The organism is Streptomyces sp. ActVer (assembly GCF_027270795.1).
Classification (GTDB): domain Bacteria; phylum Actinomycetota; class Actinomycetes; order Streptomycetales; family Streptomycetaceae; genus Streptomyces; species Streptomyces umbrinus_A.
On record NZ_JAPWHT010000318.1, the window covers coordinates 1 to 12,267 of the forward strand.

Below are 12,267 nucleotides of genomic sequence, written 5' to 3' on the forward strand. Positions count from 1 at the left end.
CCGTGGCGGCCGAAACGGCCGGGACCACCGTGGCGGCCGCGGCCGCCGAGGCGCCGGTGTACGCCCGGCTCTACAACCAGAAGACCGGCCAGTGCCTCGCCGTCCCCAGCGGCAGTACGACCAACGGCGTCGAGATGATCCAGTGGACGTGCAGCACAAGCGAGAGCCAGTACTGGGCATTCGAAGCCGTCCCGAACGGCTACCTGGTGCGCAACCTGGCGAGCGACAAGTGCCTGGCCATCCCCAGCGGCAGCCCCACGCCCGGCGTCACGCCCATCCAGTGGCCGTGCAGCGACGAAGGTGACGAGCAGGTCTGGACGCGCGAGAGCCTCGACCGGCTGAAGAACAAGAAGACCGGTCTCTGCCTGGCCATCCCCAACAGCTCCACGACCGACGGAGTCAAGGCCATTCAGTGGGGCTGCTCGGAGGAGAGTGGGGACCAGCAATGGCTCTGGTAGCGGAACAGCAGGCCTCGCGTCGGCCGCGGCCGATACTCCTGGCGACACTCCTCGCCCTCCTCGCCGCCGTCCTCGGGGCCCTCCTCATCGCCCCCGACAGCGCGTCCGCCGAGGGAGTCTCCGGCGAGGTGACGGTCTACAGGAACGCGGTGACCGAGGGCGACGGCACCCGCACCCCCGACATCATCAGCACCAGCGCGAACAACGCGGTCGTCGCCTGGCGGGAGGGCACCACCGCCGCGGTGATCAGCAAGCCCGGCGAGCGCGTCGTCGACCGGGGGTACATCCGGTACTCGTACACCACCGACGGCGGCGCGCACTGGAGCCGTCCGCAGACGCTGGCGCAGGAGACGAGCGAGTACGCCTGGCACTACGTCGTCCTGTACCAGACGGGCAACGAGATCTTCGCGTACCTCGGCCGGATCTCCGCCACCGAGAGCAACAACGGCCTGCCGATCAACGCCGTCGTCGCCAAGCGCAGCACCGACGAGGGTCACACCTGGCAGGACTTCACCGTCAATATGCCGCTCGACCTGGACACCACCGACGACACCGGCTCCGGCCTGGGGAACCTCGCTCTCGCCGGACGTCCGGTCCAACTGGCCGACGGAACGCACGTCATGCCGTACTGGGCGTCGGGCAGGAAGAACGGGGCCCTGTACTCCACGGACCTCGTGAACTGGACAGCAGGCACTCCCGCGGCCAACGCGACGGGCTATCTGGCCGGCGAATCACAGCTCGTCGTCTCGCAGGACGACCCGAACAAGCTGGTCATGGTCGCCCGCAACACCCTCAACGGCGGAACCCAGAAGTACGCGCTGACTGCCACCAGCACCAACGGCGGCAAGTCCTGGAGTTCCTTCGCTCTGGACACCAACATCCCCGGGTACGACTCCAAGGTCTACTTCACCAAGGACAGCACCGGCCGGTACCTGACCATCTACAACACCGCCGACAACAAGCTGACCCTGAACTACAAGGTCAAGACCCCTGGCAACTCCTGGCGAGCCGCCAAGTTCTTCGCCGACGGCGCCGCGGAGACCACCAGCGACGGTGCAGGCTGGGACAGGTACCCGATGGCCGACGAGTACGCGCCCGGCAAGTTCTTCGTCGTCTGGGAGCACGACACCTCGCGCATCAAGGTGAACAAGCTCGACATCTCAGACACGTAGCCATCCGGCCCTGCGGCCGTACGCGCTGAAGGCGGGCCGGAGCCCCCGATCAAGGGCGCTCCGGCCCGCACGGCGTGGTCGCCGACACCGCCACAGGCCTGGTCGCCGACACCGCCACCGGTGTGGCCCAGGGAAACCTGCGGACCCCGGGGGCGGCCCGTAAGGTGGCAGGCGTGTCGTACGTAGGTCCTGACTTCGAACCTCCCCGTCCCCCGCGCCACCCCCTGCGCGGCCCCCTGACCGTGGCCGTCGCCGCGCTCGTGCCGGGCACGCTGGTGGGCTGGCTGGTGTGGCAGACGGTGGGGGACTCCGGCGGGGATGCGCAGGCGTCGCCCTCGTCCTCCTCATGGGGCAGGCCCGCCACGCCGGGCGCCTCGGACGACGGCAAGGAGCAGCCCGGCGGTTCCGGCGGGACAGGCGACAGCGAGAAGCCCGGCGGCTCGCCCTCCGCCTCGGCCCCCGCCGCCTCCGGCCCGCTCAAGGGCAAGGTCGTCGTCATCGACCCCGGTCACAACCCCGGCAACTTCCAGCACACCTCCGAGATCAACCAGCAGGTGAACATCGGGACGAACTCGAAGGAGTGCGACACGACGGGTACGGCGACCAACGACGGTTACACCGAGGCGAAGTTCACCCTCGACGTCGCCCGCCGTATGCGCACCGTCCTGGAGAAGGAGGGCGCCACCGTGAAGTTCACGCAGGACGGCGACCGCTCCTGGGGCCCGTGCGTCGACGAGCGGGCCCAGATCGGGAACAAGGCCGACGCCGACGCCGTGGTGTCGATCCACGCGGACGGCGCGGGCGCCGGCAACCGCGGCTTCCACGTGATCCTGCCCGGCTCCGTACACTCCGGCGCGGCCGACACCCGCCCGATCGTGGCCTCGTCCCGCGAGCTCGGCGAGCGCGTCGCGGGCAGCTTCCTGCGCGTCACGGGCAGCGCCCCCTCGAACTACATCGGCGGCGGCACCGGTCTCGACGTCCGCAAGGACCTCGGCGGTCTCAATCTGTCAATGGTTCCGAAGGTCTTCATCGAGTGCGGCAACATGCGCGACAGCAAGGACGCCGCACAGCTGACCAGCAGCGCGTGGAGGCAGAAGGCGGCGCAAGGAATCGCGGACGGCATCTCTGACTTCTTGGACCCCTAGCAGCAGCGGTTCATTACAGGAATGCTCGCGACCGCACGAAACCTTCACCATGAGCACCTCAGGTCCGCTTCAAGTCGTTCCTGCGGCACACACCCCTCCAGCGGTACCCGAGGCGAGTGGCAAACCAACACCTGGGCTCACGCGAAGTGCCCTTGGGGATGCCCCGACGTGCACTTCGCTCTCGGAAGACAGGGTGCTGACGTCTCAGGTTGTGTGAAGGCGCGGGCAGAGGATCCTTATCCCGAGCGAACACCCCACTCATACAGGCGATAAGGTCGTCCCCGCAGTAGGACCGCTGCGTGTTCCCGCTACAACGCACCGCACCAGCGACGCCCATCAATGACCGACGAAGGACCTGAAGTCAATCACTCCTCGGCCTCATGGCCGGGGCGTGTCCCTCAGTTGAGGTTACGCCCACGTTTGACCAGCCCCAGTCATCGCCGCAAGGAGGTGCATCCGATGACTACGTTCAGTTCATGTAAGAAGACCCACCACGCTGTGCTTCCTCAGCAGCGCGCTCTGGAATCCGCAGGAGCAGACACCCCCGGGAGCAGGGACGAAACGGCCTGCGGACTCCCGGCGACCGAGCCGGGTACAGGTTCTGAACATGGGCGAGGGGAGATCCTGCTGGAGGGCACCCATCCGGCAGGACGTCACCCCGACCCCGCTTCGGCGGGGAAGGGCGCGGCTCGTGAGGGCCACCCCACAGTGTTCGTCCTGGACAAACACCACCAACCACTCATGCCCTGCACACCTGTCCGCGCCCGCAAACTGTTGAGGCAGGGCCGGGCAGTCGTGCACCGGCACACCCCTTTCGTTATCCGCCTCAAGGACCGAACCGCCTCCGCCTCCGAAGTCGAGAGCGTGGAGCTAAGTATCGACCCAGGCAGCAGATTTACCGGAATCGCGGTGTTTCGCACGGTCGAGGAGTCCGAAGGAACCGCCCGCCATGGTCCGTTCGCAGTCGAACTGTCCCACCGAGGCGTAGCCATTCGAGACAAGCTCACGTCCCGAGCCGCGCTACGCCGGGGGTGGAGAGGGCGGAACCTGCGCTACCGGGCTCCGCGCTTCAACAACCGCACCCGGCCGGAAGGCTGGCTCGCGCCGTCCCTCCAGCACCGGGTGGACACCACTACAGCGTGGGTGGGCAGACTCGCCCGCTGGGCCCCCATACGCACCGTGCACGTAGAGCGCGTCGCCTTCGACACCCATGCCATGAGTGCGGGCAAGCCTCTGTCCGGTGCGCGATATCAGCACGGGACTCTGCAGGGGATGGAGCTGCGCGAGTACCTGTTGGCGAAGTGGAACCGCACTTGCGCCTACTGCGGTGCGACAGGCGTCCCACTCAACATCGAACACGTCCATCCCAGATCTCGGGGCGGCTCCGACCGGCTCTCCAATCTCGTCCTCGCCTGCGTTCCCTGCAACGAGAGGAAGGGCAACAAGCTGGTGGAGGACTTCCTTGAAAAAAGGCCTGCCCTGCTCGCGAAGACCCTTCGGCAGATGAAGGCCCCGCTGCAGGACGCCGCGGCGATGAACGCAACTCGCTGTGCGCTCGTCCGCGTGCTCGAGTCCACCCACCGAGACGTGCGGTCGGCCTCCGGTGGCCGCACCAGGTGGAACCGTCGGCGCACCACAACGCTCAAGTCCCACACCTTGGATGCTCTGTGCGTCGGGGTCCTCGAAAGCGTCGCACATCACCCGGCCAAGGTCCTTGTTGTGACCGCGACCGGACGCGGAACCTACCGCCGCACCGCCCCCGACCGGTACGGGTTCCCCCGCCTCACCACGCCCCGCACCAAACAGCACTTTGGCTACGCCACCGGCGACCTCGTGCGGGCGAGCGTCCCGACGGGCAAGAAACAGGGCATCCACACCGGCCGTGTCGCCGTCCGCGCCACCGGAAACTTCAATATCAAGACCTGCCACGGACTCGTGCAGGGCGTTCACCACCGGCATATCCGCCTGCCCCAACGAGCCGACGGCTACGCCTACACCAGCCGAATGGAGACCACACATGCTTGACCCGCACCGCACCGGGACTTCCTCGGGAGGCGTACGGTGAATATCCGCTCCCTCACTCGAGGCGACGGCGTGGTGATCGGAGCAGCGGTTCTGCTGTTGATCGCGTCGTTCCTCGACATTTACTCGATCGACGGGGCCGGCGACAGCGCCGAGATTCCCAACGCCTGGGGAAGTGGCCCTCTCCTCCTGAGCGTCACCTTCGCCGGCCTCATCGGCGCCGCGCTGATCGTCGTCGCCCGCGGCCTGCCGCAGTTGCCGAAGGTCGCCGGTCTCGAACTCGGCCCGTTCGGCATCGCCTTCACGGTGTTCGCCGCCTGGAGCGCGCTCGGCAACATCTTCGACCCGGCCGGCGGCTTCGACAACAACGGCGGTCTCGCCAACTTCGGGGCGGGCACCGGTCTCATCCTCAGCCTGGTCGCCACGCTGGCCCTCGCCGGCGCCGCGGTCGCCACTCCCCTCGTGCCGGCCCGCAAGGGCCCCCTCCTCCCCGCCCCCAAGCCGGCCGCCCCGCAGCCGTACGGTGGCCAGCCGCAGGGTGGTTACGGCTACCCGGGCGCCGGTGCCCCGCAGCCGGGCCAGCCCTACGGCGGTCAGCCGCAGCAGGGCCAGCCGGGTCAGCCGTTCGGCACGCAGCCCCAGCCGCAGCAGGCGCAGGCCCCGCAGGCGCAGCCGCCCGCCGGGGAATTCTCGCCGTTCTGGTTCGCCGTGCCGGTGCCGCGTCCGCTGTTCGCGGAGGACGGTTCGCCGACGCCGATCGCCGAACTGGCGCCGGGCACCTGGTACCTGGCCGTCGAGCAGCGCGGCCCGAGCCTGGTGGCGCAGACGCAGGACGGCCGCCGCGGTGTTCTGCAGGACACGTCCGGGATCCAGCGCGGCTGACACACACCGCCGCCGGGTTCCACCACGGCCCTCCACCCTCACGAGCTCTTCGGCGCTCTTCCGGGTGGGGGGCCGTTCGGCGTACAGTCGCCGGGAAATCCGTCATCTGACGGACCGTCAGGAGTGGTGTGAGGAGTGGTGTGCATGCGGCTCGGACTCGCTCTCGGTTACTGGGGACGCGGCCCCTCGGCGGACCACGTGCCTCTCGCTCAGGAGGCGGAGCGGCTCGGTTACGACTCCGTGTGGACCGCCGAGTCCTGGGGCTCCGACGTCTTCACACCGCTCACCTGGATCGCCGCCCAGACCTCAAGGATCAAGCTGGGCACGGCGATTGCGCAGATGGCCGCCCGTTCCCCCACCACGACCGCGATGCACGCGCTCACGCTCGACCACCTCTCGGGCGGACGCGTGATGCTCGGCCTCGGCCTGTCGGGTCCGCAGGTCGTCGAGGGCTGGTACGGGCGTCCGTTCCCCAAGTCGCCGCTCACCGCGACCCGGGAGTACGTCGACGTCGTACGCCAGGTCCTCAGGCGCGAGGCGCCCGTGGAGCTGGACGGGCGGTTCCACTCGCATCCGTACCGGGGCGAGGACGGCACAGGGATCGGCAAGGCTCTCAAGCCGATCACGCATCCCCTCCGCGCCGAACTGCCCATCCTGCTGGGCGCCGAGGGGCCGAAGAACATCGCGCAGACCACCCGGATCGCGGACGGCTGGCTGCCGCTGTACTGGTCGCCGTTCAGGACCGATGTGTACGAGGCCTCGCTCGACGCGGCTCCCGATGGCTTCCTCGTCGCGCCCATGGCCCGGGCGAAGGTCTGTGACGACGTCGCCGAAGGGCTGCTGCCCGTGAAGGCGATGCTGGGCTTCTACATCGGCGGCATGGGGCACGCGGCACGCAACTTCCACGCCGATCTGATGGCGCGGATGGGCTTCGAGGAGGAGGCCCGCCGTATCCAGGAGCTGTTCCTGGCGGGCCGTCGTGAGGAGGCCGTACTCGCCGTGCCGGACGCGTTCGCCGACGAGATCTCGCTGGTCGGCCCGCGCGAACGGATCGCGGAGCGGCTGGAGTTGTGGAGGAAGGGTCCGGTGACGGACCTGCTGGTGCTGTCACCGGACCGGCTCACCCTTCGCACGCTGGCGGAGCTGAACTGAGCGCTCCGCTGATGTGTGGTGCTTCACCTGCGGGTTCGTTGTGGCTGGTCGCGCAGTTCCCCGCGCCCCTTCGGGGCGCTGTCGGCTAGCGGAATATGGCGATGGCCTCCAGGGTGACCTCGCGGCTGTCCGACCGCCAGCCGGTCATCTTGCCGAGGCAACGTGCCTGGAAGGTGCCGTTGTTGATCCGTTCGCCGCGCAGGCCGCCGGCGGCGCAGGTGACGCGGACGTGGGCGGGCTGCCCGGGGTCCCCGTACGGGGCGCGCAGGACGATCTCCTCGGCCGAGTCCGACTCCACCAGGAAGCGCCCGCGGACCGAGACGAACTCCTCGATGTCGCTCAGTGCAAGGCCGCCGCGGCCGGCCTCGGGGCCGAGTGCCTCGGCGAGGGCGCGGTTCGGGGTGACGTCCCCGGAGCGCAGGTCGGCGTGGACGATGACGTCGGCGCGCTCGAAGGCGTCCATGAGCATCCCGATCACCGAGATCGGCTCGCTCTTCTGGACGTAGCTGCTGAACTTCTCCTGGCTGATGTCCCGGTTGGCCTTGACCGTCCACGGCAGCAGCCTGCCCCAGAGCCCCAGGCTGGTGTTGACGTTGGTCCGGTGCTCGACCGCCTGCTCCAGCGCCGCGCTGTAGTTGCCGATCCGGTAGAGGTCCATCACCGCCTTCTCGTCGAGGTAGAAGCAGATGCTGTACGCGGACCGCTGCCCGAGCGCCCGCCTTCTTCGCTCCCTGACGTGCAGCACCAGCACGACGCCGAGCGTCACCAGACCGGCCGCGGTGACCAGCCACACCGTCATCCAGGGCCACCACACACCCCACCACTGCGCGTCAACGACAGCCACGGATCTCCTTGAACGCCTCGGAAAGGGATGAGCCCTGCGCGTCCACCATGCGTCCGCCCGTCTTCGTGGCCGCGCGCCGCAGTGCGCCTGCGTCGGCCTCTCCGAAGTGCACGGGGTAGGTGTGGACCGCGGCGCGGGTCTCGGCCGCCCGCGCCTCGTAGCGGCGTACGAACTCCTCGTACGCGATACCGGAGTTGTTCTCGCCGTCCGTCATCAGGACGATGGACACGGCCCGTTCGGGGTCGTCGGCCACCACGGTCGAGGCCGTGCGGTAGCCGTGGTCGAGGGCGGTCCAGACGGCGGTCGCGTCGCCGTAGCCGCCGCGCGCGACGAGGTCGGCGAGTGTCGCCAGATCCTTCTGCCCGTCGACGGTGACGGTCCTCTCCTCCAGTACGCGGCCGCCGAACCGTACGACGGTCAGCCGCTCGCCCTGGTAGAAGCGCGCGAACCTGCCCGTCGCCGAGGAGTCCGCGCCGCTGAGGTCCGCGAAGGCCTCGCGCAGGGCCGCCATGCGCTCGCCGCGCATCGACCCGGAGAAGTCGAGCAGGAAGATCACCTGGTCGGGGACCCGTCGCCGGGGATCGCCGTAGTCGTCCAACAGGCGCTCCACGACCGCAAGTTGGTCGGGGAAGAAGAGCGCGTTGCCGACCGGGGCGCGCAGTTGTCCGTCCCGCCGGGCGGACGGGCTCACCGGCCGCCGCAGGGCCGTCCGCATGATCTTCTCCTGTACGGAGTCCCGCTGGAGCCACTCCACGACCTTGTCGTAGGCCGCCCGTCGGTCCGGGTCGTCCGGGTCGAGGAGCAGCAGGGGGAAGTCGGCGAGGACCATGCCGTCCTCGGGGCGGACGATCTCCAGCTTCTCCTTCAGCCGGCCACCGGAGTTGAGGGCGAGCAGGTCGGACTCGTACGTGATGAGGGCGTTGGCCGTGCCGGGGTGGTCGACGAAGTCGTCGAGCAGGTCGCGGGTGGAGTCGGCGGTGAGTTTCTGGCCGGAGCGGAAGCCTCGCAGCCGGTCGCAGGAGACGTCGTTCTCGCGCAGGGCGCCGCCGGTGCCCGCCGCGGCGGTCGCGACGCCGACGAGCGCGGAGAGCCCGCTGCCCGTCTGCCGGGGATCGGCCATCCCGAAGCGTACGGTCCCGGTGGCGGCGGCGTCGGCGATGTCGGCCCAACTGAGCCTGCCGCCGGGCACCTTGGCGCGCAGCTCGCGTGCGACATCCGGCCGCAGGCCGACGACGACCGGCGAGAGCATGGTCGGCGTACGCAGGAGCCGCTGGGCGGTGTCCTTGTGGCGCAGCCGGAAGGAGCGGTCGGTGGAGAGCCAGGCCAGATCGTGCCCGCCACCGCCGCCCTTTCCGGTGCTCGGGACCAGGCCCTCGCCGGTGTCCGCGTCGGCCCGGTAGTCCATGTCGAGCTCGACTCCGGTCTCGTCCCTCAACTCGTCGAGGAGCGGCTCCAGTACGGCGAGGTCGGGGCCGGCGAGGACGCGGAGGGTCGTCTTCTCGTCGTCGCCCCCGGAGCAGGCGGTGACGGTGACGGTGACGGTCAGGGTGAGCGTCAGGCACAGGGCCAGGGCCCACCGCCCGCGTCTCACTTGGGGTCCTTCCGCGGCTCCGGGCAGTCTCCGACGATCTGGATCATCCGCTCCAGGACGGGCAGGCTGGGGAGGACCGCCTTGGTGTCGTCGGCGGAGGTGACGGGCGCCTGGATGTGGCGGTCGGTCAGGAACCTCGCCAGCTGGTCGCTCATCTCGTCCGCGGTGGCGTCCCGCGGCCGGAAGCCCAACTCCACGGCCCGCGCCTGCAGTTCGCGGTTCCTGGTCACCAGTTGGCCGAGCCGCTCGCCGTCCTTGGTGAGGGCGACCAGCTGGGGTTCGGTGACGAAGCGGGTGTCCGGATAGAGGAGGACGCGGTCGGTGTCGGGCCGGCCCTTCGCCTTCTGGTGGCGGATCTGGTGGGCCAGGTACTGGTGCTCGTAGAAGACCGCGATCGGCGAGATGCTCTTGCCGTTCGGGGACAGATACGTCTCGGCCATCTCCGAGGCGGGCAGGCCCTGTTCGACGAGCAGCGGCTTGATCTCCTTGGCGAGAACCTCCGCCTCGCGCGTGCCGTTCGGAGCGTCGTTCCCGTGTCGCACGAAGGCGACGAGGCCGAGATATGTGCCGCCGGAGTTGGCCTGGCAGATGTTCGAGGTCTGGGCGAGGATCTTGTTGCCGTTCCGCACCCCGTGCTTCCTGATGTCGATCTTGTCCCACCGTTTGTTCTTGTCGGTCAGATCCAGGAACTTCCGCATGTTGAGCGTGTAGTAGAGCGGCTTGCCGCCGGCACCGCCGTTCCGCTGGGGCTCTGCGACCCCCGCGTCCTTCAGCGTCTCGGCGTACGCCCGGTAGGTGCCCAGCACGATCGGGCTGACGAACGGCCGGTAGGTGAGGACCGGGTTGCCCGCCTCCGCACGCCTCTTGGTGATCAGGTCCGCGGCGGGCTGTCCGGAGGGGAACACCACGTCGTATCCCTCGACGTCCTGGTTGGCGATGTCGCGGGAGCCCATGTTCGTGATGTGGACGCGGAAACCGTGCTCCATCAGGATGCGCTGGACTTCCGGATCCTCGAAGAAGTCCCTTTTGGAGGCCATCTTGGCCTCGATCGTGACGACCCGGTCGAGCGGCATCAGCAGATGGCCGGAGGCCAGGAGCAGGACCAGGCCGACCACGGGGACCGGGAGTGTGAGTGCGAGTGTGCGGCGCAGGCGACTGCGCTCGGGTCTGTTGACGACCAGACGGGGTTCCTCTGACACGGATCTGTTCGCGGACACCGGCGTCTCCCCCTAGCGTGGGGCAGGATCGTCGGTGACAGCGCTTACCGCCGAACCACCTCACGACGAACGGCAGTTGGAACCAAGGTTAATCGCTGACGAACCATCACCGGGAGAGCCTGGCGCCGCCCTTCGACACCACCTTGACCTCGACGGATTCCAACCCGACCGGCCGAGACGGGTTTCATTCGGGATTCAAGGGCAACTCGCAGAGCATGTCCTCTAGAACTCGCAGCAACGGTGCCAACCAGGCCGGCACGGTCATCGCGGTCGTCGCCGACATCATGGCCCTCATCCTTGGCCTCTGGATCCTGATGTACCTGCTGGACGCCAACCAGGGCAATGACTTCGTCCAATTCATCCATGACGCGGCACGCTGGCTCGCCGGCTGGTCGCACGACCTGTTCACCTTCGACGAGCAGTGGGCACGGGTCGTCGCAGGGTATGGCCTCGCGGCCGTCGTGTACCTCTTCGTGGGGCACGCGATCGCCAACCGCGCCCACCGTCACTGACGTACGTACCGAGCAGGTGCGCGTACGTACCGAGCAGGTGCCCGGCCCCTACTGACAGCAGTCCGGGTCCAGGCCCGTCGGCAGGCGGTCGCCGCTGAAGACCGCGCACGTCGCCTCCTTGCCGCCGAGAGCGGCGACGGCGAGGAGCAGGGAACCGGCCGTCCAGGAGGTCAGCTCCTCCGGCCAGACGGCCTGGGCGTCGAAGACATAGCCCGTCCAGTACAGGCCGGTTCCCGGGTCCCGCAGATGCTGGATCGACTGGAGGATCTCCAGGGCCCGGTCGGACTCGCCCACGGCCCAGAGTGCCAGGGCGAGTTCGGCCGACTCCCCGCCCGTCACCCACGGGTTGGGGACGACGCACCGCACGCCGAGCCCCGGGACCACGAAGCGGTCCCAGTCCCTCTCTATGCGGTCCTTCGCCTCGGCGCCCGTCAGCGCGCCGCCGAGCACCGGGTAGTACCAGTCCATCGAGTAGCGGTCCTTGTCGAGGAACCGCTCCGGGTGCCGGCGTATCGCGTGGCGCAGCGCGCCCACCGCCAACTCCCAGTCGGGCTGGGGCTCTTCGCGTTCCTCGGCGATGGCGAGCGCGCAGCGCAGCGCGTGGTGGACGGACGAACTCCCGGTCAGCAGCGCGTCGTTGACGGGGGTCCCGTCGTCCTCGCGCTTCCAGCCGATCTGCCCGCCTGGCTGCTGCAGTTCGAGGACGAACTCCACCGCCGCGAACACCGTCGGCCACATCCGGTCCAGGAACGTGTCGTCGCCGGTGGCGAGGTAGTGGTGCCACACGCCGACGGCGACGTACGCGCAGAAGTTGGTCTCGCGGCCGCGGTCGGTGACGTCGGCGGCGTCCCCGTCGGCGTAGGCCGCGTACCAGGAACCGTCCTGGTTCTGGTGCCGGGCCAGCCAGTCGTACGCCCGCCCGGCGGCCTCGTGCTCACCGGCCGCGTCCAGGGCCATGGCGGCCTCGGTGTGGTCCCACGGGTCGAGGTGGTGTCCGCGGAACCACGGTATGGCGCCGTCCGCGCGCTGTACGGCCAGGATGCCCCGGACGGTCTGCGCGGCCTGTTCCGCGGTGAGCACTCCGGTCAGGACGAGGTGCTCCGTGCGCGGTGTCGTCACGAAGGGTCCACCGTGGCAGCGTCGGAAGGCTTCACCGTGGCGGCGTCGGAAGGGGCCACCGCGGCGGCGTCGACGGGCAGGTGGGGCTTGGTCGCGTGGGCCACGAAGCTCTTGCCGATCAGCGGGTTCAGCGCCTGTTCGGCGACCCGGGTG

At 69.2% G+C, this 12,267-nt stretch carries 11 protein-coding genes and 1 pseudogene; 7 read left to right on the plus strand and 5 right to left on the minus strand.

The annotated features are described in order from the left end of the window. From O3Q52_RS37025 to O3Q52_RS37050, 6 genes are all read left to right on the plus strand, one after another. On the plus strand, positions 1-458 hold a 458-nt coding region (locus O3Q52_RS37025), incomplete at its 5' end, for an RICIN domain-containing protein (RefSeq protein ID WP_269652999.1). Further along, positions 446-1,630 carry a sialidase family protein gene (locus O3Q52_RS37030; RefSeq protein ID WP_269653000.1) on the plus strand — a complete coding sequence of 395 codons (1,185 nt, stop codon included), beginning with the start codon at positions 446-448 and terminating at the stop codon, positions 1,628-1,630. The genes O3Q52_RS37025 and O3Q52_RS37030, both read left to right, overlap by 13 nt. Positions 1,631-1,803: 173 nt before the next feature. Beyond that, the gene (locus tag O3Q52_RS37035) at positions 1,804-2,775 is read left to right on the plus strand and encodes an N-acetylmuramoyl-L-alanine amidase (RefSeq protein ID WP_269653008.1); all 972 of its coding nucleotides are present in this window, start codon (positions 1,804-1,806) and stop codon (positions 2,773-2,775) included. 459 nt (positions 2,776-3,234) lie between these two features. Continuing rightward, the gene (iscB, locus tag O3Q52_RS37040; RefSeq protein WP_269653001.1) at positions 3,235-4,800 is read left to right on the plus strand and encodes an RNA-guided endonuclease IscB; all 1,566 of its coding nucleotides are present in this window, start codon (positions 3,235-3,237) and stop codon (positions 4,798-4,800) included. A gap of 36 nt (positions 4,801-4,836) precedes the next feature. Next, on the plus strand, positions 4,837-5,679 hold the full coding sequence (locus tag O3Q52_RS37045; RefSeq protein ID WP_269653002.1) for a hypothetical protein: 843 nt from the start codon (positions 4,837-4,839) through the stop codon (positions 5,677-5,679). A gap of 144 nt (positions 5,680-5,823) precedes the next feature. Further along, the gene (locus tag O3Q52_RS37050) at positions 5,824-6,831 is read left to right on the plus strand and encodes an LLM class F420-dependent oxidoreductase (RefSeq protein WP_269653003.1); all 1,008 of its coding nucleotides are present in this window, start codon (positions 5,824-5,826) and stop codon (positions 6,829-6,831) included. An 85-nt stretch (positions 6,832-6,916) separates the two neighbouring features. On the opposite strand, the gene O3Q52_RS37055 is transcribed toward O3Q52_RS37050, so the two are convergent. Genes O3Q52_RS37055 through O3Q52_RS37065 form a run of 3 tightly spaced genes read right to left on the minus strand, consistent with a single transcriptional unit; the run spans position 6,917 to position 10,483 of the window. Then, the gene (locus tag O3Q52_RS37055) at positions 6,917-7,675 is read right to left on the minus strand and encodes a hypothetical protein (RefSeq protein ID WP_269653004.1); all 759 of its coding nucleotides are present in this window, start codon (positions 7,673-7,675) and stop codon (positions 6,917-6,919) included. Continuing rightward, positions 7,662-9,266 (minus strand): VWA domain-containing protein, encoded by a 1,605-nt coding sequence (locus O3Q52_RS37060; RefSeq protein WP_269653005.1) that lies wholly within the window; start codon positions 9,264-9,266, stop codon positions 7,662-7,664. The genes O3Q52_RS37055 and O3Q52_RS37060 overlap by 14 nt, the downstream gene beginning before the upstream one ends. Further along, entirely contained in the window at positions 9,263-10,483 is a 1,221-nt protein-coding gene (locus O3Q52_RS37065; RefSeq protein ID WP_269653006.1) for a hypothetical protein, read from the minus strand. The genes O3Q52_RS37060 and O3Q52_RS37065 overlap by 4 nt, the downstream gene beginning before the upstream one ends. 215 nt (positions 10,484-10,698) lie before the next feature. Here O3Q52_RS37065 and O3Q52_RS37070 point away from each other — a divergent pair, with 215 nt between their 5' ends. Beyond that, a complete protein-coding gene (locus tag O3Q52_RS37070; RefSeq protein ID WP_055617873.1) occupies positions 10,699-10,995 on the plus strand; it encodes a hypothetical protein in 297 nt (98 codons plus the stop codon). A 48-nt stretch (positions 10,996-11,043) separates the two neighbouring features. On the opposite strand, the gene O3Q52_RS37075 is transcribed toward O3Q52_RS37070, so the two are convergent. Further along, positions 11,044-12,114 (minus strand): prenyltransferase, encoded by a 1,071-nt coding sequence (locus O3Q52_RS37075; protein ID WP_269653007.1) that lies wholly within the window; start codon positions 12,112-12,114, stop codon positions 11,044-11,046. After that, positions 12,111-12,267: pseudogene (locus O3Q52_RS37080) on the minus strand (SAM-dependent methyltransferase); the annotation flags it as partial. The pseudogene O3Q52_RS37080 and the gene O3Q52_RS37075, both read right to left, overlap by 4 nt.